The sequence below is a fragment of the Candidatus Poriferisodalis sp. genome (assembly GCF_965198245.1).
GTDB lineage: Bacteria > Actinomycetota > Acidimicrobiia > Acidimicrobiales > Poriferisodalaceae > Poriferisodalis.
Genome location: NZ_OZ240249.1, coordinates 1116653 through 1138774, shown reverse-complemented (window position 1 = coordinate 1138774; position 22122 = coordinate 1116653). Strand labels below are relative to the sequence as shown.

General features: G+C 67.2%; 21 protein-coding genes and 1 tRNA gene. 6 read left to right on the top strand and 16 right to left on the bottom strand.

Annotation, left to right across the window (positions count from 1 at the left end; translation table 11 throughout):
* Positions 1-21: 21 nt before the first annotated feature.
* The 3 genes from rsmI to ychF are packed head-to-tail and all read right to left on the bottom strand — an operon-like array spanning position 22 to position 2373.
* A complete protein-coding gene (gene rsmI / locus ACOCMM_RS05360) occupies positions 22-888 on the bottom strand; it encodes a 16S rRNA (cytidine(1402)-2'-O)-methyltransferase (RefSeq protein ID WP_419552158.1) in 867 nt (288 codons plus the stop codon).
* Positions 889-925: 37 nt separating this feature from the next.
* Positions 926-1261, bottom strand: a complete 336-nt coding sequence (locus ACOCMM_RS05355; RefSeq protein WP_419552157.1) for a DUF192 domain-containing protein — start codon at positions 1259-1261, stop codon at positions 926-928.
* A gap of 2 nt (positions 1262-1263) precedes the next feature.
* Positions 1264-2373, bottom strand: a complete 1110-nt coding sequence (gene ychF, locus ACOCMM_RS05350) for a redox-regulated ATPase YchF (protein WP_419552156.1) — start codon at positions 2371-2373, stop codon at positions 1264-1266.
* 152 nt (positions 2374-2525) lie between these two features.
* Here ychF and ACOCMM_RS05345 point away from each other — a divergent pair, with 152 nt between their 5' ends.
* Positions 2526-3665 (top strand): CaiB/BaiF CoA transferase family protein, encoded by a 1140-nt coding sequence (locus ACOCMM_RS05345; protein ID WP_419552155.1) that lies wholly within the window; start codon positions 2526-2528, stop codon positions 3663-3665.
* A 69-nt stretch (positions 3666-3734) separates the two neighbouring features.
* Entirely contained in the window at positions 3735-3821 is an 87-nt protein-coding gene (locus tag ACOCMM_RS05340; RefSeq protein ID WP_419554825.1) for a 50S ribosomal protein bL37, read from the top strand.
* 6 nt (positions 3822-3827) lie between these two features.
* On the opposite strand, the gene ACOCMM_RS05335 is transcribed toward ACOCMM_RS05340, so the two are convergent.
* Genes ACOCMM_RS05335 through ACOCMM_RS05325 form a run of 3 tightly spaced genes read right to left on the bottom strand, consistent with a single transcriptional unit; the run spans position 3828 to position 7498 of the window.
* Positions 3828-4787, bottom strand: a complete 960-nt coding sequence (locus ACOCMM_RS05335) for a hypothetical protein (protein WP_419552154.1) — start codon at positions 4785-4787, stop codon at positions 3828-3830.
* Positions 4784-6043 (bottom strand): DUF459 domain-containing protein, encoded by a 1260-nt coding sequence (locus ACOCMM_RS05330; RefSeq protein ID WP_419552153.1) that lies wholly within the window; start codon positions 6041-6043, stop codon positions 4784-4786. The genes ACOCMM_RS05335 and ACOCMM_RS05330 overlap by 4 nt, the downstream gene beginning before the upstream one ends.
* 3 nt (positions 6044-6046) lie before the next feature.
* Positions 6047-7498: an MBOAT family O-acyltransferase gene (locus ACOCMM_RS05325; RefSeq protein WP_419552152.1), complete on the bottom strand. Its 1452-nt coding sequence runs from the start codon at positions 7496-7498 to the stop codon at positions 6047-6049.
* Positions 7499-7580: 82 nt separating this feature from the next.
* Here ACOCMM_RS05325 and ACOCMM_RS05320 point away from each other — a divergent pair, with 82 nt between their 5' ends.
* The gene (locus ACOCMM_RS05320; protein ID WP_419552151.1) at positions 7581-9287 is read left to right on the top strand and encodes a phospho-sugar mutase; all 1707 of its coding nucleotides are present in this window, start codon (positions 7581-7583) and stop codon (positions 9285-9287) included.
* A gap of 190 nt (positions 9288-9477) precedes the next feature.
* Here the strand turns inward: ACOCMM_RS05320 and ACOCMM_RS05315 are convergent, their stop codons facing one another.
* Positions 9478-10542, bottom strand: coding sequence for an adenosine kinase (locus ACOCMM_RS05315; protein WP_419552150.1), 1065 nt, complete (start codon positions 10540-10542; stop codon positions 9478-9480).
* A gap of 75 nt (positions 10543-10617) precedes the next feature.
* Here ACOCMM_RS05315 and ACOCMM_RS05310 point away from each other — a divergent pair, with 75 nt between their 5' ends.
* The gene (locus ACOCMM_RS05310; RefSeq protein ID WP_419552149.1) at positions 10618-13218 is read left to right on the top strand and encodes a M1 family metallopeptidase; all 2601 of its coding nucleotides are present in this window, start codon (positions 10618-10620) and stop codon (positions 13216-13218) included.
* Between the two features lie 114 nt (positions 13219-13332).
* Here ACOCMM_RS05310 and ACOCMM_RS05305 read toward each other — a convergent pair whose 3' ends face one another.
* The 8 genes from ACOCMM_RS05305 to ACOCMM_RS05270 all read right to left on the bottom strand — a co-directional run bounded on the left by ACOCMM_RS05305 (position 13333) and on the right by ACOCMM_RS05270 (position 19909).
* The gene (locus tag ACOCMM_RS05305; RefSeq protein WP_419552148.1) at positions 13333-14181 is read right to left on the bottom strand and encodes a cytochrome c oxidase assembly protein; all 849 of its coding nucleotides are present in this window, start codon (positions 14179-14181) and stop codon (positions 13333-13335) included.
* A gap of 4 nt (positions 14182-14185) precedes the next feature.
* Complete coding sequence (locus tag ACOCMM_RS05300) at positions 14186-14863, bottom strand: SCO family protein (RefSeq protein WP_419552147.1); 678 nt, start codon at positions 14861-14863, stop codon at positions 14186-14188.
* A 65-nt stretch (positions 14864-14928) separates the two neighbouring features.
* Positions 14929-15001: transfer RNA gene (locus ACOCMM_RS05295), tRNA-Ala, on the bottom strand.
* Positions 15002-15166: 165 nt separating this feature from the next.
* Complete coding sequence (locus ACOCMM_RS05290; RefSeq protein WP_419552146.1) at positions 15167-15673, bottom strand: hypothetical protein; 507 nt, start codon at positions 15671-15673, stop codon at positions 15167-15169.
* 180 nt (positions 15674-15853) lie between these two features.
* Positions 15854-16345 (bottom strand): cyclic pyranopterin monophosphate synthase MoaC, encoded by a 492-nt coding sequence (gene moaC / locus ACOCMM_RS05285; protein WP_419552145.1) that lies wholly within the window; start codon positions 16343-16345, stop codon positions 15854-15856.
* Between the two features lie 67 nt (positions 16346-16412).
* Positions 16413-17441 (bottom strand): GTP 3',8-cyclase MoaA, encoded by a 1029-nt coding sequence (moaA, locus tag ACOCMM_RS05280; RefSeq protein ID WP_419552144.1) that lies wholly within the window; start codon positions 17439-17441, stop codon positions 16413-16415.
* Between the two features lie 63 nt (positions 17442-17504).
* The gene (glp, locus tag ACOCMM_RS05275) at positions 17505-18716 is read right to left on the bottom strand and encodes a gephyrin-like molybdotransferase Glp (RefSeq protein ID WP_419552143.1); all 1212 of its coding nucleotides are present in this window, start codon (positions 18714-18716) and stop codon (positions 17505-17507) included.
* A gap of 38 nt (positions 18717-18754) precedes the next feature.
* The gene (locus tag ACOCMM_RS05270) at positions 18755-19909 is read right to left on the bottom strand and encodes a UTP--glucose-1-phosphate uridylyltransferase (RefSeq protein ID WP_419552142.1); all 1155 of its coding nucleotides are present in this window, start codon (positions 19907-19909) and stop codon (positions 18755-18757) included.
* Between the two features lie 304 nt (positions 19910-20213).
* Here ACOCMM_RS05270 and ACOCMM_RS05265 point away from each other — a divergent pair, with 304 nt between their 5' ends.
* Both ACOCMM_RS05265 and ACOCMM_RS05260 read left to right on the top strand, forming a co-directional pair.
* Positions 20214-20585 (top strand): FmdB family zinc ribbon protein, encoded by a 372-nt coding sequence (locus ACOCMM_RS05265; protein WP_419552141.1) that lies wholly within the window; start codon positions 20214-20216, stop codon positions 20583-20585.
* A 67-nt stretch (positions 20586-20652) separates the two neighbouring features.
* Positions 20653-21270 carry a hypothetical protein gene (locus tag ACOCMM_RS05260; RefSeq protein ID WP_419552140.1) on the top strand — a complete coding sequence of 206 codons (618 nt, stop codon included), beginning with the start codon at positions 20653-20655 and terminating at the stop codon, positions 21268-21270.
* Here the strand turns inward: ACOCMM_RS05260 and ACOCMM_RS05255 are convergent.
* Positions 21254-22099, bottom strand: a complete 846-nt coding sequence (locus ACOCMM_RS05255; protein WP_419552139.1) for an undecaprenyl-diphosphate phosphatase — start codon at positions 22097-22099, stop codon at positions 21254-21256. The two genes, ACOCMM_RS05260 and ACOCMM_RS05255, sit on opposite strands and share 17 nt — an antisense overlap.
* Between the last annotated feature and the right edge of the window lie 23 nt (positions 22100-22122).

Genomic DNA, 22122 nt, shown 5'->3' with positions numbered 1-22122 from the left:
CGAACCTGGCCGCCCGCGGGCTTAGTCGCGAGCGTCGGCCAGCGCCACGGCGAGGGGGTACACCCGGTTGCGGCCGGCACCGAGCTTGCGCGCCACTGCGGCCGCAGCATCGCGAGCGCTGGCGCCGGCGGCGAGCTCGGTCTCCAGTTCGGCCCGTATCTCATCGTCGGAAGGGGCCTTGCGAGCCGCCGGACCGATAACCACCACGATCTCACCCTTGGGATGGTCAGCGAAACGGGTCGCCAACTCGCCCAGCGTCCCGCGGGACACCTCCTCGTGCAGCTTGGTGAGCTCCCGCGCCACCACGGCGGGTCGGTCGTTCCCGCAGGCGTCGGCCAGCTCGGCCAGCGTGGCTCCGACCCGCTTCGGCGATTCGAGCAGCACCACGGTGCGCTCCCACGCAGCGATCTCGGCGATCCGCGCTGCGCGGGCGTCCCCGCTGCGCGGCAGGAAGCCCTCCATCGCCCAGCGTTGCGCCGGCAGGCCCGACACGGCGAGAGCGGCGATGGGCGCCGACGGCCCCGGGACGACGCTGACGGGCACTCCGGCAGCCGCGACTGCCTCGACGAGGCGCTGTCCGGGATCGGAGATGCCCGGCATGCCGGCGTCGGTCACATAGGCAGCAGTCTCGCCGGCAACCAGGCGCTCGACCACCTGTTCGCATGCCGCGGCCTCGTTGTGCTCGCGCACTGCGAGCAGCGGTCGCCGGCCGATGCCCAGCCGCTGCAGCAGCAGACCCGTGCGGCGCGTGTCCTCGCAGGCCACGAATGACACCTCGCGCAGCACCTGTACCGCCCGGGGGGCGATGTCGGCCATATTGCCGATCGGCGTAGCGACCAGCCACAGCAAAGGTTGCTCTACGGTGGCTGCGGCTGACCGGTCAGTCATGTCTGTAGGCAAGCACGCTCAGCGAGTGCCGGTGTGCTTATGCGTCGAGCCGGATGTCGAGCGAGTCGCCCACTCGAATTCCCCAGCGTTCGAACGCGCCCGCTCGGGCCTCGATCACCGATCGTGCACCGAGCCGGGGGCGGCCGATCCTGCCCGGCCGCATCGTGACGATGTCGACCACTTGCCTGCCGGCGTTGAGGTACGCCACATCGATCTCGAAGTTCATTCCCACGGTGTGCACCGCACGGCAGCGCTCGATCAGCAGTGCCCCGGTCAGGTCGTCGCGCCCCAGCAGTCCGCGACGGCGTGCGGGGCGGGCGCGGGCGACTTCGAGGCTTGCCACCACGCGGTCCCCACAGGCCAACCACGGCATGGCTACACGTTGAAGCGGAACTCCACGACGTCGCCGTCGCGCATCGGGTAGTCCTTGCCTTCGACGCGCATCCTGCCGGCGTCGCGCGCCGCGCCCCATGAGCCCAGTTCGAGCAGCTCAGCCCAATCGATCACCTCTGCCCGGATGAATCCACGCTCGAAATCGGTGTGGATCCGGCCAGCGCACTGCGGTGCCCGCCAGCCAGCACGGAATGTCCACGCCCGTGACTCCTTCTCGCCGGTGGTGAGAAAGGTTCGCAATCCCAGCAGACCGTGCGCGCCAGCAACGAATCGCTCCAGCGCTCCGGAGCCCAGACCGAGCCCTTCCAGCAATTCAGCCCGTCCGGCCGCTTCGAGCTGGGCAGCTTCTGCTTCAAGCTGGACGCACAGCGGCAGCACCGTGGCGCCCGGCAGCTCAGCCTCGATGGGCGCTGCAAGCTCGGCTGCCGCATCCAGCTGGTCCTCGCCGATGTTCAGGACCGCCATGACCGGCTTGTCGGTCAGCAGGAAGTGGCTCCGCAGCGCCACGCGATGCGGGTGCTCGTCGGCCCCGTTGCACGTCGCGGCAAGTGGCCATGCCCGGAACAGCGGTGTACCGGCTTCCAAGTGCTCAAGTGCAGCCTCGAGTGCTGCCACCTCTTCGGCAAGCGCTGTGTCGGAGGGCTGGCTGCGCAATGCCTTGCGCCGGCGGTTGATCCGGGACTCCACCGACTCCAAGTCGGCCAGTGTCAACTCGGTCTCCACAATGCTGAGGTGCTCGAGCGGATCGGCTGGACCTGGCACATCGGTATCGGTGAAGGCACGGAGCACAAAGACAATCGCATCGACCTCGCGAATTCCGGCCAGGAATCGGTTGCCCAGTCCCTCGCCCTTGCTGGCGCCCTCTACCAAGCCGCCGATGTCAATGAACTCGGTGGTCGTGGGCACCACCTTGCGGCTTGCGCTCATGCGCGCCAAGGCATCGAGGCGGCCATCGGGCACGCGTGCCACGCCGACATTGGGATCGGTTGTCGCGAACGCGTACGGCGCGGCCAGCGCACCACCGCCCGCGAGGGAATTGAACAGCGACGATTTCCCCGCGTTGGGCAGGCCGACGAACCCAAAGCGCTCCATCGCCGGGCGAGGCTAGTGAGTGCGCCGACGCGGTCCGGCCAGCACCCCGACGGCCGTGGGCTCGCAGCACGCCCGGGCGATGCGGTGTGTTGCGTGCAAGACTTCGCCGACACGGGTGTGCGGCCACGAGGCCCACTGACGGGGAGGAATCCATGGGACCGTTGCAGGGACTCAAGGTGATCGAGCTGGCCGGCATCGGCCCAGGGCCGTTCTGCGCAATGCTGCTCGCGGACCTCGGGGCGGACGTCGTCCGCATCGATCGCATGACACCCGAGGACCTCGGCATCGACCGGGGACGCAAGTTCAACGTGCTCAACCGCGGCCGGCGCTCGGTTGCGGTCGACCTCAAGTCGCCGGACGGCGTCGAGACCGTGCTGAAGCTGGTGGAACAGGCCGACGCGCTGATCGAGGGGTTCCGCCCCGGTGTGACCGAACGGCTGGGCCTCGGTCCAGACGAGTGCTTCGCCCGCAACCCGAAGCTGGTGTACGGGCGCATGACCGGCTGGGGCCAGGAAGGCCCCATGGCCCACGCAGCCGGCCACGACATCAACTACATCGCCCTCACCGGCGCACTGCACGCCATCGGTCCCGCCGAGGCGCCGAGCCCGCCGCTCAACCTCGTCGGCGACTTCGGCGGCGGGGGCATGTACCTGGCGTTCGGCGTGTGCGCTGCGCTGCTCGAAGCGCGCGACTCTGGGGAGGGCCAGGTGGTGGACGCAGCCATGACCGAAGGTGCGGCATCGCTGATGGCAGCGATCTATGGCATCTACGGCTCGGGTGGCTGGCAGGACGAGCGGGAGTCCAACTTCCTCGACGGCGGCGCCTACTACTACGGCGTGTACGAGACCTCCGACGGCAAGTTCGTCTCGGTCGGGTCGATCGAGGGCAAGTTCCACGACGAACTGCTCTCCAAAACCGGCCTGGCCGACGCCGCCACCGTGGACCGCAACGACCGGGATGCGTGGGCTGACAAGCGGGCGCGCCTCGCCGAGGTCATCAAGACCAAGACCCGCGACGAGTGGGACGAGATCATGGCCGGCTCAGACGTGTGCTACGCGCCGGTGCTGGACCTGTCCGAGGCTCCCCATCACCCGCACAACGTTGCACGCGGCAGCTTCGTCGAGGTGGAGGGCGTAATGCAGCCCGCGCCTGCACCTCGTTTCAGCCGTACCCCCGGCGAAGTCGCTCGGCCGCCGGCTTCACCCGGCGAGAACACCGACGAGGTGCTGGCTGACTGGGGCTTCGATGCGGACGACATCTCCAAGCTGCATGAGGTCGGCGCGGTTGGCTGAGCCGACCTCCTCGCGGACCGCCAGCACCGGAAACTGATGCCGGTGCGGCGTCGATAGCCTGCACCGCCTATGTCGAAGCGCACCAAGAAGCGAAAGCTCCGGGCGCGCCGCAGCAAGGCAAACCACGGCAAGCGCCCCAACTGCGGCCGCGGCTAGTCCGCGTCAGCCGCTGCGGCGCTCTATTTCGGCCAGGATCGGCTCCGTCAGCACGATTCCGCCGTAGTAGGTGTAGTGAATGCCGTCCTGGGTGCGGATGTTGCGTTGCCCCGTTCCGAGACGCCGTGCATAGGCGCCATCCACCGCCACTGCGTCAAATGAGTCCATGTAGATCGCGCCGTCGACCTCGGCGGCGGCTGCTGCCGCGAGCGGGTTGACGACACCGGGCAACGGGGCAAAGTGCCTTGGTTGCAACGGCGGCAGGCCGATCCAGATGACCAACCGGCCGGGCCTGGCGGCCGCTGCGACGAGATCACGGACGCGGGCCTGATAGCGCTCGTTCCATTCCGGCTCTCCAAAGCGCTCGGGAAAACCCCGGAAGCGCTGCTTGTCGTTGGCGCCCATCGCCAGCACGATGACGTCGTAGGGCCCCTCGGCAACTTCTGTCGCCATATAGGTGACCCAGTCGAAGTACCAGTCGGTCACCACCCCGGTCGACTTGATGATGTCCTCGGTGAAGCGGAACCGTTCGTCGTCGGCGATGAGCTGCCGGAAGCCGTACACGGGACCGCCCGATATCGAGTCGCCCCCGGACCACACCCGCAACGGCCGCTCCGGTGTCGCCGTCGGCAGGAGCGACCGCCGGTCGTCGCGTGCAAACCAGTAGTAGGTGGGCTCGGTGCCCAGCTGTGACTCCGACAGCGGGTCCGGCCAGCGCAGCACCGGGTCTGCCCATGGATCCTCGGTGATCCTGGGTGCCGGTTCGGGCGCCGGCTCCGGCTCGGCCGCCGGCGCAGGCACGGGCGCTGGCGATTCCTCGCTGGCACCGTCGTCGGGCGAGGCCTCACCGTCGGTCTGCGCCCCGGCCGGTCCCGACAGCAGCACTGACGCCAGAAGGCACACGACGACCACGGCCAGAGCTCCCCCCAGAGTTCGCCGAGGGCGGCGCACCGCCCGCTGATTCACGAAGGAGCGCCTGATGTCAGGTCGACGACGAGGCCGAGTTGGTCCAGCAGCACCTCCGACAGCCATCTGCCACCGATCGTGCTGAGGTGGACGCCGTCGGTGAGCCGGACGTCGGTGAGCTGGCCGTCGGCATCAGCGACGTAGCGGCTGAAGGTGCCGTTCGGTCCCCTGAACAGGTCGCGGATTTCCACGTAGTGCACCCGATCGCGCTCGGCGGCTTCTGCTGCGAAGACCTCGTTGACCCTCTGCATCCGGGAGTCGTATTCGGGATCCTCCATGATCGGCTGGCCGACCCAGATCAAGATTCGTTCCGGGTCGGTCGTCACCAGGTCCATGATGTGACCGACTCGCGCCGAATACTCCTGTAGCCAGCTCTCGGAGAAGCGGCGGGCGATCTGTCCGTCCACGACGATCGCCTGGGCGTCGTTGCCTCCGAACATCAGCACTACCGCGTCGGGGTCTTCACCTGCCATGACTTCGACGATGCGTGTCGGCCAGTCGTAGAAGTCGGGTCGACTCAGGCCGCTTGCGAGCTCGTGCTCTGTCGAGGCATCGATGACACCAGTGTCGTTGGCCAGTCCGACCATGGTCTTGCCGAAGAACTGCACCATCGAGTCGCCCATGATGGACAGCTGCAGCGGGTCGGCGGGTGTCGGGAACCACGGCACGCTGGTGGGAGGTGCGCTCGTCGCCGTGTCGCCGAGGGTGCCTAAGGCCGGCTGCTCGTCCCCGGCTGTCAGCTCAGTGCCGATTGTTCCGCCGACCGTCGCCTCGGCTCCCGTCGTTTGGTCTGCCAGCGCCGGGGTGTCGCCGCTGTTTGTGCCGACGGGCCCTGTGGCGGGCGTGTCGGCGACCACGACCCCGGTGGGGGTCGAATCGGCCACTGCTGCGTCGCCGGCGGCATCACCCACGACGGCGGAGGCGAATGGGTCGGTGGTCGCGCCCGGATCGGTCACCGAGTGGCCCAACGCCTCATCGGCCCACAGGCGCGGCAGGTGCAAGCCGACGGCGCTGGACGTGCCCTCAACCGGCTCCCAGACCGCCACCGAGGCGTCGCGCTCCCAGCCGAATGGCTTCTGCTGTGCCTCACGCAGCAATTGCTGCGAGTTGAGCATGATTGCCAGCAGCAGCCCGAGCGCTCCGGCTGCCAAGACCCGGCCGGCAGCCACCCCGGTTCGGCGGTCCGTGGCGTCGAGACGTGGCGGCCCTGCGGACGGAGTGATCCGGGGATCGGGCGGAGCGTGCGATGCCGTCATGACTCAGAACTGGAAGTAGATGAACGGGGCAACGCCCGTCGGGCCGAGGACATCGATTGCCACCAACGAGACGCCCACCACGGCGCCTTGTGCCACCCAACCCAGGCTGGCAAAGCCGTCGCGCAGCTGATCGAACCAGTCGGTGGGCATGAACTGGAACGCCAGTGCGCCGAATGTCACTGCGATCACGAGCGGCGTTGCGGTGCCTGCGTAGTTGTCGAAGCTGGCGACCGCGCCGAGCATCTCGACCGCCGCCGACAGCGACTCGGACCGGAAGAACACCCATGCAAGGCACACAACATGGAACGTGACCAGCCAGCGCACCACCTCGCCGAGGCCCGGGGAGAGCAAGGGGCCGGCGCCGCTGCGCTCCCGCTGCTCGCGCACCAGCCGCTCCACCGCCAGAACGACGCCGTGAATGCCGCCCCAGATTACGAAATTCCAGGTGCTGCCGTGCCACAGGCCGCCGAGCAGCATGACGATCATGAGGTTGCGGTACGTGTTGACGCGGCCACCCCGGTTGCCGCCCAGCGGCACGTAGAGGTAGTCGCGCAGCCAGCGGGACAGGGTCATGTGCCAGCGCCGCCAGAAGTCCTGCAAGGTCAGCGCCCGGTACGGATTGTTGAAGTTCTGCGGGAAACGGAAGCCCAGCAGCAGCGCCACGCCGATGGCGATGTCGGTGTAGCCGGAGAAGTCCGCATAAATCTGGACTGCGTAGGCGTAGACACCGAGCACGACCTCAGGTCCGCTGTGGGCCCCCGGATCGGCGAAGACACCGTCCACGATCTCGCTCGCCAGGAAGCTGGAGATCACGACCTTCTTGAACAGCCCGTTCAGGATCAGCCCGAACGCCTCCGCGGCTGGGACGTAGCGAGGGTCGGGCCGTGCAGCGAGCTGCGGCGCCATCTCTGCCGCCCGCACGATCGGTCCCGCCACCAGCTGGGGAAAGAACGACAGGTACACCGCAAAGTCCAGCGGCGCCATCTCGCGGACGTTCCCGCGGCCGATGTCGATGATGTAGCTCATCGCTTGGAACGTGTAGAAGGAGATGCCGACCGGCAGCGTGTACTCCAGCACCGGCAAGGCGCCCGAGATCCCGATGCTCTCGAGCAGGTTGGACATCTCGACGGCGAAGAAGTCCCAGTACTTGAAGACGCCGAGAATACCGAGATTGGCGGTAACGCCGATCCGGACCCACCACTTCGCAGCTTGGGCAGAGCCGGCGACCCCCTGGCCCGAGTCCCACAACCGAGCTGCGGCGAAATGCCCCACGACCCAGTTGATGACAATGGTCGCGAACAGCAAGAAGACGAAGCGCCAGCTCCACCAGCCGTAGAACACGATGCTGGCCGCCAGCATCAGCGGCTTCCACAGGGCCGGGTGCGGCCGCGTGAGCCAGTTCACGACAAAGACGACTACGAAGAATGCTCCGAAGACGAACGTCGGGAACAACATGCCGAGCCGAACATACTGGCGTTCCCGTCCCTCCAATAGACACAGCTTCAGGATGGACACCGGTGAGCCAAGGCGTTTCTGTATGACGACCCCCGCAGCAACGCTCGACGCCTGGCTAGCCGTTGACCCAGATCCCGGGACGCGCAGTTCCATCGAGACCAACCGCGAGCGCCCGGACTGGGTGCAGGCCCATTTCGGCAGAATGCTGCGATTCGGAACCGCTGGAATGCGAGGGCCGACCGGACCAGGGCCTGCCTGCATGAACCGGGTCATGGCTCGACTGACCGCCCGGGCAGTCGGCGCTGAGCTGGTTTCCAGCGGTCTGGCCGACCGGGGCGCGGTCGTCGGCTTCGACGCCCGTGCCGGCTCCGCGGACATGGCGTTCGACGCCGCACGCCTGCTCGCCGCCATGGGCGTTCCGACAGCCATCATCGACGGAGGGGCGCCGACGCCTTTGCTGGCACGGCAGCTGCTCGCCCGTTCCGCAGGGGCGGGGCTCATGATCACCGCCAGCCACAACCCGCGCGAGGACAACGGCCTCAAGGTGTATTGGTGCGACGGAACGCAGATCCGGCCGCCGCTGGACCGGCGCATCGAAGCTCGTATTGACCTCGGGGATCTCCCGACCGACGACGACCTCGCAGCCCGACACGAGCTGGAGCTGCTTGACGTGCGCTCGGTCATCGCCGAGTACGTCGGCGCGGCCGTCCGCCGACCGGTGTTCGATTCGGACGGCCGACCGGCCGATCCGACCGACGTGCCACCGATCGTCTACACAGCGCTGTGCGGCGTCGGCTCGCAGACCCTGGGCCATGCCTTCGCCACCGCCGGCCTGCCGCCGCCGATCTACGTGGAGCACCAGCGACATCCCGATGGATCGTTCCCGGGATTGCCGTTCCCGAATCCCGAGGAGCCGGGCACCCTCGACGCTGCGATGAGCCTCGCCGACTCATGCGAAGTCGATCTCATCCTCGCCAACGACCCCGACGCGGATCGGCTGGCGGTGGCCGTTCGCGATCGGGACGGTGCGTGGTGCCGGCTGAGCGGTGACGAGTTGGGTGTGCTGCTATGCGACTGGCTGATCGGTCTGGCGGGTGACCACGGGACGACACGACCGTTGATCTCGGCGTCATCGGTCGTGTCAGGTCGAATGGTCGAGGCCCTGTGCGCTGCGCGAGGCATCGCCCACCACCGAACCCTGACCGGCTTCAAGTGGATCATGGAGCCACGGCTGGCGCATCCCGATGCCCGCTGGGTGTTCGGCTACGAGGAAGCGCTCGGCTACTCGGTCTCCGACGCCGTGCTCGACAAGGACGGCGTCTCGGCGGCCACCGAATTCGCGCGGCTGACCGGTGCCTTGGCTGCTCGCGGCATCGGACCGCTCGAATGTCTCGACGAGCTGGCGGCCGAAGTCGGCCTCCACGTCACAACAGCAGCTTCAGTGCGCGCCAGCGCCGGTGCGATCGCCGCCGCCATGGCGGCGTTGCGAGCCAATCCACCTCGCACGATCGCTGGCCGCTCCGTTATGAACATCACGGACTGGCTCGACGCCAGCACGCCTCACCCCGCTGACCTCGTCGAACTGGAGCTGGCGGGCGGCTCCAACCACGACCCCGAGGCGCAGGTGCGCATCTGCATCCGACCGAGCGGCACCGAGCCCAAGGCGAAGATCTACCTCGAAGCCGTGAGCCCGAGCCCCGGTGACCTCCGCACCGAACGCCGTCGCCTGCGGGCACTGCTCGACGCCATCGCCGCCGAGGTGTCGACCGCTCTGTTCAGGGCCGAATAGAGGGACAGGCGCACGGGCGGCGACGCGTGCCAGCAGCGGCGGTCACCATTGTGTGCAGAAATACCGCCTCAGACGGCAAGCTTGCACTCAGAAACTGCTCGCCGAGAAATCTGTGCAGAAGTACCGCCTCAAACGGCAAGTTTGCATACAGAATGCGTGACGGTCGCTTCCCGAGCCCGGACGACTGGCTCTAGATCAAGTCGGCAGCCAGCTCATCGAGCGGCACCAGCGGTCGGGTGCCCACATGGGAGATGACTTCGGCGGCCGCCACCGAGCCCAGCCGGCCGCACCGTTCCAGGTCGTATCCCTGCGTCAGCCCGTACAACACACCGGCTGCGTACAGATCGCCCGCACCCGTGCGGTCCACTACCTCGTCGACCGGTTCGACCGGAACGTTCACGACCTCGTCGGGGGTGACAAGCACTGCGCCGGCTGCCGAGAGCGTCACCGATGCGATGTCCACCCGGCCCTGCACCGCCGCGAGCGCTTCGTCGAGATCATCGGTCTCGTACAGCGCCTTGAGCTCGGCAGCGTTGGCGAACAGGACGTTGGTGCAGCGATCGACCATGTCGATGAACTCGCGCCGGTGGCGCTCCACGCACAGCGAGTCGGAGAGGCTGAGCGCCACCTGGCAGTCGTTGCCGGGCGCGGCGCAGTGCTCTGCCACCTCGCGCAGCGCGGCCCGAGCCGCCGTCGGGTCCCAGAGGTAGCCCTCAAGCAGCACCGTCCGGGCGCGCGCCACCATTGACCAGTCCACATCGGCCGGGGCGAAACCGGCCGATGCGCCCAGGTACGTGCTCATGGTTCGTTCACCGTCAGGTGTGATGACCACCGTGCAGCGACCCGTCGGGTCGTCTGCGGGCGCCCGCGCGGTGGCGTGCTCGACCCGGTGACCGACCATGTCAGAGACGAACAGATCGCCGAGCGGGTCATCGCACACTCGGCCCATGTAGCCCGCACTGCCGCCCAGCGCCGCTATGCCCAGCATCGTGTTCGCGACCGAGCCGCCCGGCGTCATCTCGTCGGCGCCGCCGAGCATCTGGACGAGCGCGCTGAGCTCCACCGCCCGCCGGGTGTCCACCAGCGTCATGGCTCCCTTGACGATGCCCAACTCGGTGACGACGGCTTCGTCGGCGCGTAGCAACACGTCCACCATGGCGTTGCCGATGCCCACGACATCAAGAGGATGCTCACCAGCAGCGGCATCGGGTGCGTTGCCGATGCCGACGACATCCAGCTGTCCGGCCGACTCCACCCCGTCGGCTTAGCACCTCGTCCTGCCCGTTCGCACGATCTACCCGGCCCTCAGGGCGTCGGTAGTGTGCGCGCCGTGACGTTCCTCATTCCTGGCCCGCCCCCCAAGTCGGGATCCGACGGCTCCGGTGCACCTGATGCCAACCCGTACCGGCTGCCACGAGATGTGCAGCCAGTTCGCTACGACATCGTCATCGAGCCAGATCTCGAAGCTGCACGATTCGTGGGGGAGGTCCGCATCGAGGCGACAGTGGAGCGCCCGGTCGACAGCGTCACCTTGAATGCCGCCGACCTCGAGTGCTCCGATGCGACCTTGCGCCAGGGCGGCCGGGCCGTCGGCGCTGAGATCTCATTCGATCCCGCGACTGAGCGGATGACGCTGCGACCGGTCGACGGCAGCAGCCTCGATGTCGGCCAAGTGCAGATCGCATGCAGGTTTGCCGGCGAGCTGAACGACCAGCTGCGCGGCTTCTACCGATCCACGTTCGTCGACGAGGCCGGGGAGACGCGCACGATCGCCACCACCCAATTCGAATCCACCAACGCCCGGCGTGCTTTTCCCTGCTTCGACGAGCCCGACCTCAAGGCGGTGTTCGGCGTCACCATGATCGTGCCCCCCGATCTCATGGCGGTCAGCTGCGGCGAATTGGTGTCGTCCGAGCCGACAGCCGACGGCCGACGTCGCGACACCTTCGCCGACACCATGCAGATGTCCACCTACCTGATGGCCTTCATCGTCGGCGACCTCGAAGCGACCGATCCGGTGGACGTCGGCGGAGTGCCGCTGCGGATCGTTCACGTGCGCGGCAAGTCGGCACTGACCGCTTTCGGGTTGGAGGCCGGGGCGTTCTCTCTCGCGTGGCTGGTCGACTACTACGGCATCGACTACCCGGGCACCAAGGTGGACCTCATTGCGGTGCCGGATTTCGCATTCGGTGCCATGGAGAACATGGGTGCCATCACCTTCCGCGAAACGCTGCTGCTGGCAGATCCGCAGAAGGCGACCACCGCGGAGCTGCTGCGAATCGTCGATGTCGTCGCGCACGAACTCGCTCACATGTGGTTCGGGAATCTCGTGACGATGGACTGGTGGAACGGCATCTGGTTGAAGGAGGCGTTCGCCACCTTCATGCAGGTGGCGACCACCGATGCCTTCCGACCGGAGTGGAAGCGCTGGGACGAATTCTCGATCGAGCGTGGGGCAGCGTTCGACGTGGACGCTTTGAGCACCACCCGGCCCGTCGAGTACGAGGTGATCTCCCCCGCCGATGCCGAGGGCATGTACGACGTGCTGACCTACGAGAAGGGCGCTGCGGTGGTGCGGATGCTCGAGCAGTACCTCGGCCCGGACCGATTTGCAGCGGGAGTGCAGCACTACCTGGAACGCAACAGCTACGCCAACACCACCACGACCGACCTGTGGGACGCCCTTGAGTCCTCCAGCGGCGAGCCCGTGAGGTCGGTCATGGACGGCTGGATATTCAAGGGCGGCTACCCGATCGTGTCCGTCGACGCGCATAGCAGCGGCCTGACGGTTTCGCAGCACCGCTTTGTCTATGGCACCGGGGAATCCGACGATGCGGATGCCGAGATCTGGAGCGTGCCCGTCATGGTGCGCGCTCGCCTTGCCGACGGCAGCACCGTCGAGCGGCGACTGCTGCTCGCCGATGCCTCGGCGACTGTGGACTTGGACGGACCGGTCGAGTGGACCGTCGTCAATGCCGGCGGCCACGGCTATTACCGGGTGCGCTACAGCGGGGACCTGCTCACAGCTGTGGCTCGCCAGGCGCTCGAGGTGCTTGAACCCATCGAGCGCTACGGGCTGGTGGACGACACCTACGCCGGCGTCGTGGCCGACGACGCCAGCGCTGCGGAGTTCATCGGGCTCGTGACCGACCTGGGCTTGGAGACAGATCTGCACGTGTGGCAGCGGATGATTTGGGGGCTGAAGGGGCTGCACGCCATCGCCGAGCCGGCGGGGCGCGAAACCCTGGCTGTTCTCATCAGGGACTTGGCCACGACCGCCCTGGGCGTGCTGGGCTTCGAGCCTCAGCCCGGCGAACCCGATCTGGACCGCGAACTGCGCGGTGTGCTCTTCGAAGCGGCTGGCGGCAGGGGGCGCGACGAGCTGGTGCGGACCCGCGCACGGGAACTCTTCGAGGCAGCTGCTGGCAACGGAGCCGCCGTCGAGCCGAATCTGGCCGCGGCAGCCGTGCAGGTCGCGGCGGCCTCGGGCGACGAGACCGACTACGAGCGGATGGTCGAGTTGTACCGCTCAGCCGACACTCCCCAGAGCGAACTGCGCTACCTCCAGGCGCTGCTGCTCTTCGAAGATCGACAACTGTTCGAGCGCACCCTGGAGTTGTTCGCCACCGAGGTGCGGACCCAGAACGCCCCTTACCTGCTCGGTGCCGCCATGACGCATCTCGACTGGGGACCGGTGGCATGGGAGTTCATCCGGGACCAGTGGGACGAATTGACCAGCCGTTTTCCCCAGAACTCGATATCGCGCATGGTCGGCGGGATTCGCGGATTGAACACCCGCGATCTCGCCACCGAGGTCGAGACGTTCTTTGCCACCCACGAGGTGCCACAAGGCGCTCTCACGGTCGCCCAGCACATCGAGAAGATGTGGGTCAACGTGCGGTTGCGCGAGCGTGAGGGTGCTCGTATCTGATGTTCGGTCGCCCGCCTCGACGCTCCATGCGACCGGGCGACGAGGTGTGGCTGTCGCTACGCGCACTCGCGGCGGCAGGGGCGCTGATCGCCGTGGTGATCTACTGGGCGCTCGTCATCGTCGACTAGACGCAGCGGGGCTTGACTTTCTCGATTCGTCGGCCCAACGCAGCATCATGGCGATGATGGTTCCCCACACGATCGGAATACCGCCCAGCTTCATGATGAGCCCGGCCGTCTGCTGGTCTGTCGCAGCGTCGAGGCCGTAGAACCGGGGTGCCAACTCGTAGGTGGCATAGAGGGGGAAGCTGGCAAAGGTCAGGAACCCCGCAGGCACCGCCGGAACAACACCCAGCGCCAGGAAGAGATACACCATCTTGCCGGGATAGGCGCGTAGCCGGTGCTCGATGAGCGGCGAGCAGATCGGCAGCCACACGAGCACGCCCGAGACCAGCCACACCACGTCCATCACGAACGAGCCGAATTGGTTCGCCCGCAGCGTGTCCACTGCCCACGGCGAGTGTGTCGCGACGAGGCAGCCATTGAACACCAGCCCGGCGGCAACCGGCTTGGTGAGCCGGGTCATGAAGCGGTAGAGGCGCAGCCTCGCCAGGATCCTGCGGGCCATCGGCTCGGGAACGCCCATCACCATCAGCGGCGCAGCGACCAGCGTGTACAGCATGAACTGCACCATGTGGGCCGAAGCCAGATAGCCCGCACCAAGCACGCCGAGCGGCCAATCGGAGGCCACCCAGAACGCCGCCACCCCGGCCAGGAATAGCCACATCTGGCGGCGCTCCGCCGCTGCATCGGCAACGTCCAGCGGCTCTATGCGCATGCCGCGAGCACGCCGACGGGCCCTCAGATACGGGACCGCGATGGCCAGCGACGCCACCCAGACGCCTGGGTAGGCACGCCACGCCCACGTCCACGGCACCTCGAGCGCCGAGCACCAGAAACGCATGGTGCTACAGACCCGCGCCGGCCGGCGCGTCCGGTTCGATGACGGCCAGGATCGGCAGGTCGTGATCGAACTGGGACTGACGTGTGGGATAGGGGTACTGCGCGTAGCCGTAGCCGTTGGGGGCGAAGGCAAACACACGGCCATCGTGGCCTACGTCGTAGACGCCGTGGCCGTGAGCCACGTCGGCCTCGGCATCTGTGCTGTGGTCGTGTTCCGTAGTCGGCGTGGTGTCGAAGATCTTGATCGAGGCCAACGAGCCCAGTGCATTCTGAAGGTCCGTCAACTGCTGTTCGCTCCGGGGAATGAGTCCAACAAAATCGGCGCTGAACTGGTCGAGATACGCACGCAGGATCTCAGGGGTGTCCCGATCAGGGTCGACGGTGACCGCCAGCACTTGCACATTCTTCGGGGCACCTGGACGGCTGAGCACGCTGGCGAGCTGCGCCAGCTGCACACCGCAGATATCGGGGCAGTTCGTGAACAACTGGTACACGAGACGTACCTGCCCTTCCGTGTCTGCCGCGAGACCGAAGTCGTTGCCGGCGGTGTCTGATAGCACCATATGGGGGATCTGCCGCAGCTCGGAGGGGGCCACCGCGAGGCCTTCATAGCGCGACCCGGTGTCGCCCCCGCCTACGCATGCTGCCACGAAGACAGCAGCGACCAGAACTGACGCGACCACCCGCAGGCGTGCCCGGCGCGTGCGTCCTCGACGGCGACGTGCGTGAGACTGACGTGACGCCGATGTGGAGGTGAGGGGAATCGAACCCCTGGCCTCTTCGATGCGACCGAAGCGCTCTACCAACTGAGCTACACCCCCGAGTCGGGCGGTTGTCGAATATATCTGCGCGATCAGCAGGCCCGTCTGCGACCACGATTCGCTGCACAGCAGCGCTTGGATGCACTGGCTGATCGCCGTTCGGCGCTGTGCCTACTGGTTCGCCGTTCGGCGCTGTGCCTACTGGTTCGCTGTACGGCGCTGTGCCTACTGGTTCGCCGTTCGGCGAATCATCCTCACCGTCGACGAGCTGGCCGGATCTCGCAGTGGCAGGTAGTGCACCTCAGCGGTGGGAGCCGCTCGGCGCCGACGCACCGCCAGCGCGACGTAACCCGTGGTGAGCCCGAGCATCACGACGAAGGCAGCGAGCGCCCACAGCGATCCCGTGGCGAGTGTGCCTGCGAGCGTCACCAGCATGCACAGCACGAGCAACGTGCCGATGTCGCGTCGACGGACCGCTGCCTGCTTGGGCGTGGTCGGCATTGACGTGGACGGGCTCGTCCACCGAGGTTGCGGCTCGGCAAATTCCCTCAACGCATGCGCTTGGGAGATACGTGCTGCAGCCGGCGCGGAACGACCGAGCGAGTCGAGTTGTTGGTGGAACTGGTCGACGGACGATGTTGTTCTGCGTCGTGGCTGGAACAGGCGCGCAACGTCGGGAGCCAGTACCACGATCCAAGCGACAGCCAACAACACCAAGACCAGTTGTGTCACCCATCACCTGCCTAGCGGACGGGCCTGCCCACAGAGGGTGCCATTCCGCCGCACGTCCAACATGCATTTCCGCTGCCCGCGCACTGCAGCAGACTAATCTTCCCAGATTGAGAGCGGGTATCGCGCGATCGTTCGCTCGGCGGGCACTTCGCAGCACCGCAATCGAATCAGGCAACGGAGTCAGTCGGTGGCGTCCGCTTCTCGCCGGTAGGTGCCCGACTTGCCGCCCACTTTCTCCCACAGGGCGAGGTCGCCGATGACCATGGATCGGTCGGCCGACTTGCACATGTCGTAAATGGTGAGGGCTGCGACGGAACACGCCGTCATCGCCTCCATCTCGACACCGGTGCGGTCCACTGTCTCCACCTGCGCCTCGATCTCGATCCAGGTGTCGGCAATCTCAAAATTCACATAGACAGCGCCGACGAGCAGGGGGTGGCACAGCGGGATGAGATCTGGGGTGCGCTTGGCGGCCTGGATGCCAGCCACCCGAGCGACCGCAATGACGTCCCCCTTCGCAATCGCACCCCGGGCAACCAGTGACGCTGTCTCCACGTCCATGTACACGCGGCATCGAGCGATCGCCCGTCGATGTGAGATTTCCTTCGGCGTCACGTCGACCATGCGCGCCCGACCCAGAGGATCCAAGTGTGTGAAAGGTGACTCGGTCATGTCTCAACCACCCCTGTATTTGATGAATCGGCGGCCTTCAGCCGCCGCTGTGTCTGACGGTCGGCGGTTAACCGCCGATCTGACTCATGGTTCGCTTGGGCTTGATGAAGTTGACCTGCCCGATCGAGTGGCCGGCCCACTTGGTGCCGACCGCATCGCGGACTGCAACCGCGAGGCGGTCATCGACCTCGTCGCCCGTAGCGCCGCTGCGCAGGATCGACCGCATGTCGAACTCGTCCAGCGCAAACAGGCAGGTGCGGAACTGGCCTTCGGCTGTCAGGCGCACCCGGTCGCAGTTGCCGCAGAAGGGCTTCGTGACACTGGCGATGACTCCGACCTGACCACCGCCGTCGAGGTAGCGGTAGCGCTCGGCGGGCTCGTTGGAACGCAGCACGGGCTCGGTCGGGAACACGTCTGAGATCGCCGCCAAGATTTCATCGGCGGGAACCACCACGTCTGATGTCCACACATCTCCAGCCTCGAGCGGCATGAACTCGATGAAGCGGACCTCGACTCCGCGCTCGCGGCCGAACCGGGCGAAGTCCACGACTTCGTCGTCGTTGATGCCGCGCATCATGACCGTGTTGATCTTCACTGGCGCGAGCCCAGCGTCGATGGCTGCATCGATGCCGTCGAGGACCCGATCCAGCTCGTCGCGGCGCGTCAGCTCCAAGAAGCGATCGCGATGGAGCGAGTCGAGGCTGATGTTGATCCGCGAAAGGCCCGCTTCCGCCAGCGGCTTGGCATGCATGCGCAACGTGGCGCCGTTCGTGGTCAACGCCACGTCGACGCCAAGCGCGGCGAGTCGTTCGACCAGCCGTGGCAGGTGAGCCCGCACCAAGGGCTCTCCTCCCGTCAGCCGGATGCTCTCGAAACCGAAGCGGTCCACGCACACCTTGGCGAAGCGCTCGATCTCCTCGAAGCTCAGGATCTCTGAACGCGGCAGCCAAGTCATGCCCTCTGCGGGCATGCAGTACTGGCAGCGAAAGTTGCAGCGATCGGTGACCGAGATGCGCAAATCGCCCACGATCCGACCGAACGGATCGACAAGGTCAACCGCTCGCGCCGGCGCTACGGCACCTGCTGCACCATTCATGGACCTGAGCGTATCGACGGCCGCGCAGAGAGGTCGCTGCCGGGTCCCCGACGATGGACTTGCTCAGTCCAGCAGGAGCACGTCGAGCTTGTCTCCTGCGCGTACGCCGTCGCCGTCACCGATGACCGCCAGGGCATTCGACTTGGCCATGGCCCACAGCATGTGCGAGCCCTGACCTCCCGCGGAGCGCACTTCGGTCCGGCCGCCCAGCGGTGTCGCCAGCACCCGCATGAAGTGCGTCTTGCCGTCGGGGCGCCGCAGCAGGTCTTCCGCAGCGAAGGCCACGACCGTGGGTCGGATCGGCTGCGGGTGCCCCATCATCGAGCGCAGGCCGGGCCGGGCGAAGAGCTCGAAGGACACCATCGATGAGACTGGGTTGCCCGGAAGCCCGAAGACAGGCACATCGCCCACTGTGCCGAACGCCAGCGGCTTTGCCGGCTTGATCGCCACCTGCATCCACCGCATGTCGCCGATGCGGTCGAGCACAGCTTTCACGTAGTCGAAGTCGCCCATGCTCACGCCGCCCGAGGTGACGATGGCGTCGCATGTCTGGACGCCGATGGCGAGGGCGGCCTCGATCTCGGCTGGGTCGTCGCGAGCGAGGCCGAGGTCGACCGTTTCGACATCGGCTCGGTGTGCCAACGCCAGCAGCGTCCGACGGTTCGAATCGCGGATCTGCCCCGGCTGCAATGGGCTAGCGTCGTCGACGAGTTCGTCGCCGGTGGACAGCACGCCGACTCGCGGCCGGGGGTACACCTCGACCTCGGTCATCCCGAGGCTGCACAGGACACCGAGATGCCCTGCCGCGAGCTCAGTTCCTGCCGGGAACACGTTGTCGCCTGCATGCAGGTCATCGCCAACAGGCCGCACGTGATTGTCGGGCGGGACGCTGACCTCCACTCGTACCACTTCGCCGTCCGCGACCGAGGCCGCAACGATCGCCGTGCGCTCCACCATGACGACGGCATCGGCCCCAGGGGGAATCGTGGCACCGGTCATGATGCGACTGGCTTCACCGGGCCCCACGGTGACCTGCGGAGCATGCCCGGCGGCGATCGTCTCGACGACGCGCAGCTCACAAGGAGCGTCCGCTACGTCCGCCGATCGCACGGCGAAGCCGTCCATGGCCGTGTTCGGGAATTGGGGGATGTTCTGCGATGCGATGATCTCGCTGGCCGTCACCAAGCCCAGCGCGTCCGCGACCCGCACACGCACGGGCTTGCGCGCTTGGCATCGGTCCAGAACGAACTCGCGCGCGGTCTCGAGCGGAAGCACCGGGCGCAATGTACTGGGCGCAATGTGCTGGAGGCGGCCTACCGGGGGGTCTCGATGCCTCGCGCTGCGAGTATCCGGGCGATCTCGGGGCGGCGCGCTTCGAGTTCGGCAGGATCCTTCACCGGCTGGAAACGCCCGTCAGGCCCGTCCCGCTCGACGAGCAGCATCGTGGTGTCCACGAAGGCCGAGAGCTCGCCGATCAGCCGTTCGAACTGGACGACCCGGCCGCCCTCGACCTGTTTGTGGGCCTCGAACCAGGTCAGCGGCCAGTCCGTCTCGAAGACGTCGACGTCGGCAACCAGCGAATTGGTGTTCACCGCACACGTCGCCAGTGGATCGATCCCGGGCGGCAGGCGAAATGCCTCCACGATCTGCAGTCGCCCGTTCACACGCCACGGCGCGCCGCCTGTTGCGCTGCCCGGGACGACTTCGCAGGTGAGCGGTCTCGCTTCCGCCACGTGCGCGCCGATCACTGCGGGGTCCAGCGTTGCCGCGGCGTTGTCGACGTTGGTCACGAACAAGTGCCGACCGCCCGCTTCGGCGAACCGGCCCAGCAGGCTGCTCCGGCGCATCGCCCATGGCGCGTCCCCGTGTCCCGGCGCATGCAGCGACACTGTGCCGCTGCGGTCGCGGAACAGATCGCCGTCGGGCGTCAGGCGCATGGAGACACCCTGGTGGGCGAAGTCGACCGGTACCTGTGCGCTGTGGGTGCCGGCCGATGCCCAGTCGCGCAGCGCGCCGTCGGACTGGAAGCTCGTCATCAGCCACAGCGGGACGGTGCACCCCAACTCGCTCGCCAGGCGCCGCAAGTCCGCCATCTTGGCGTCCGCGAACCTCAGGCCAGGCAGCACTTCGGCCAGTGCCTTGACGCCGCCGCCGAAACGAGTGGCCATGCCGCCCGCCAGGAGCAAGACGCCCACCTGCCCACGAGCGATTGCCTCGCGACCCACATCTTCGAGCCGTCCGCGTTCGGCCGAGCCCAGCGGTGCCAACGACACAAGGTCGTCGGTCTGAGCGGCTGCGATGCTGCCGCGCACCCAATTCGCAGCGGTCCGGTCGCTGCCGCTGCCCGAATTGCCGGTCAGCCGGCCGCGCAGCTCATCGAACGTGCCGGTGTCGAAGCCGTAGGCGGCCAGCGTCCGAGCCGAGTGCTCGTCGATGCCGTACCGGGCTGCCAGATCCGAAGCGCGCACGCCGCCAGAACCTAGGGCGTCAGCGGAGAGGCGGCGATGCCTGCCAGGCCCGACTGCCGCGACTCTGCGCAGAAATGCCGCCACAGACGGCAAATTTGCGCAAAGACTGCCCGCAGCCGCGACTCTGCGCAGAAATGCCGCCACAGACGGCAAATTTGCTCACAGAAGGCGTGACAACGGCTTCCCGAGCCGTCAGCCCCACCCGTCGACGCGGCACGCGCCGGATTCTCCGGGCGGCCCTCGACGAACCACAGCTACACTGCTCGGCGGCTGGAGCCAGGACCACATCGCAGAACGGGACCTCATGCCGACCTACCAGTACCGCTGCACTGACTGCGGAGAGTCGTTCGAGCGCCATCAGAGCTTCTCGGACGATCCCATCACGGTGTGCCCACTGCCGCGGGAGGGCGAGGCGCTCAACGGGGCAGGCTCGACGTGCGGCGGCGAGGTCCGCAAGATCTTCTCCAACGTCGGGATCAGCTTCAAGGGCAGCGGCTTCTACCGCAACGACAGCCGACCCTCTTCAAGCTCGGATTCGTCGGGCTCGTCGGAATCCGGCTCATCCTCATCAAGCACAACCAGCGAATCCCCAAGCAAGAAATCGACCTCTTCGGAGAGCGGCTCGTCAAACGACAAGTCCAGTTCAGCCGTCGGGGCCGCCTCGGCGTCAGGCTGACGCCTCCAGCATCGAAACGAATCCGCGGCGATGCAACCGCCGCGATGACTTCGCGGCGGAGGCTTCCATGGCGTTCATCTCACAACTCGGCGATCTCTGGCAGCGCCGTCCCAACCTGGTCCACTGGACCGCCGTCGGCGCTGTTGCGCTCGTGGCACTCGTGCTCGTCTCCGGGATGACCGGCCGGGCGCGCACGGCTGCTGCTGCATGGGGGACCTCGGTACGCGTACTTGCCGCTCAGTCCCCGTTGGCAGTGGGGACCTCTCCCGAAGGGCACGTCGATCTCATCGAGGTCCCGGCCCATCTCGTGCCCGCCGGAGCGCTCACCAGCGCTTTCGAGCTCGGCGAGCTGACTCGGGCCGTCCCACGCGGGGGCCTGTTGACCGAATTGGACTTTCACCCCGCGGCGGGAGTGAGCCCAGGGCGCCGGGGCATCGGCATCAGCGTCGTCTCCCACGCACCCGACGTCGAGCCCGGCACTGGCGTGGAGTTGCTGCTGTTCGCCGACATCGATCCGTTCGATCCCTCCGCCGGCAATGCAAGCCCCGATCGCGTGCCTGCCTATGTCCTGGCCGCATCGGCAGATCGATGGTTTGTCGAAATCGAGCCTGTGCACCTCGAGGCGGTCGCGCGCGCCAGCGCGACTGGCATCGTGGTGCCGGTGGTCCTCAGCGCAGACCGCTGATAGCCACCACGGCCACCGCAGCCGCCAATGCCACGCGGTAGCCGGCGAACGATGCAAACGGCGATCGCCGCGGTGCCCGGCTCGTCCGATCCAGCAGCCACACCATTGCGGCTACGCCCGCCCATGACGACACCACTGCTGCTGCTCCCCCGACGATGAACAGCTGCAACTGCGCACCTGTGGGGGCAGCACCTGCGAGCGTGACCGAGCGGTAGACTCCAGCGCCCCCAATGAGCGGCAAGCTCATGAGGAAGGCCAGTCGCGCCGCCGCAGCCCGGTCGAAGCCGAGCCACCGGCCTGCCGTGATGCTCACCCCCGAGCGGCTCACACCCGGCAGCAAGGCTGCTGCTTGCGCGAGTCCCATTCCGACCGCATCCCGCAGGCCGTAAGAATGCTGGGACCTCTGCGCGCCTCGTCGCCCCGCCGATGCGTCGCTCCACCACAGCAGCCCACCGAAACCAGCCAGCAGCGCAGCGATCAGCAGCGGCTGCTCTGCGAGGTCGAGCAAACGGTCCTCCAGCGTGACGCCCACCAGCGCCGCGGGGACGGCCGAGAGGGCCAAGCTCAGCGCAACCACCGTGTCGCTGTCGGCGCGGCCGCGGATGCCGCTCCACAGTGCCCTGGCGTAGCGGGCAATGTCAGCACGCAAGTACGCCGCCGCTCCAACGAGCGTGCCGACGTGCAGCGCGACATCGAAGGCATTTTCCAGCTCGTTGTCGCCATCGAAGAGATCCCAACCGGCCAGCCACGGCACCACTTCGAGGTGGGCGCTCGAAGAGACCGGGAAGAACTCGGTCACTCCTTGCAGCAGGCCGAGCACGATCGCCACGGCAAAATCCGGCACCGAGGCGG

Bases quoted from the DNA above. Each gene is read 5' to 3' on its own strand.
- rsmI (WP_419552158.1), bottom strand. From the start codon at position 888: ATGACTGACCGGTCAGCCGCAGCCACCGTAGAGCAACCTTTGCTGTGG.
- ACOCMM_RS05355 (WP_419552157.1), bottom strand. From the start codon at position 1,261: ATGCCGTGGTTGGCCTGTGGGGACCGCGTGGTGGCAAGCCTCGAAGTC.
- ychF (WP_419552156.1), bottom strand. From the start codon at position 2,373: ATGGAGCGCTTTGGGTTCGTCGGCCTGCCCAACGCGGGGAAATCGTCG.
- ACOCMM_RS05345 (WP_419552155.1), top strand. From the start codon at position 2,526: ATGGGACCGTTGCAGGGACTCAAGGTGATCGAGCTGGCCGGCATCGGC.
- ACOCMM_RS05340 (WP_419554825.1), top strand. From the start codon at position 3,735: ATGTCGAAGCGCACCAAGAAGCGAAAGCTCCGGGCGCGCCGCAGCAAG.
- ACOCMM_RS05330 (WP_419552153.1), bottom strand. From the start codon at position 6,043: ATGACGGCATCGCACGCTCCGCCCGATCCCCGGATCACTCCGTCCGCA.
- ACOCMM_RS05325 (WP_419552152.1), bottom strand. From the start codon at position 7,498: ATGTTGTTCCCGACGTTCGTCTTCGGAGCATTCTTCGTAGTCGTCTTT.
- ACOCMM_RS05320 (WP_419552151.1), top strand. From the start codon at position 7,581: ATGACGACCCCCGCAGCAACGCTCGACGCCTGGCTAGCCGTTGACCCA.
- ACOCMM_RS05305 (WP_419552148.1), bottom strand. From the start codon at position 14,181: ATGCGTTTCTGGTGCTCGGCGCTCGAGGTGCCGTGGACGTGGGCGTGG.
- moaC (WP_419552145.1), bottom strand. From the start codon at position 16,345: ATGACCGAGTCACCTTTCACACACTTGGATCCTCTGGGTCGGGCGCGC.
- moaA (WP_419552144.1), bottom strand. From the start codon at position 17,441: ATGAATGGTGCAGCAGGTGCCGTAGCGCCGGCGCGAGCGGTTGACCTT.
- ACOCMM_RS05265 (WP_419552141.1), top strand. From the start codon at position 20,214: ATGCCGACCTACCAGTACCGCTGCACTGACTGCGGAGAGTCGTTCGAG.
- ACOCMM_RS05260 (WP_419552140.1), top strand. From the start codon at position 20,653: ATGGCGTTCATCTCACAACTCGGCGATCTCTGGCAGCGCCGTCCCAAC.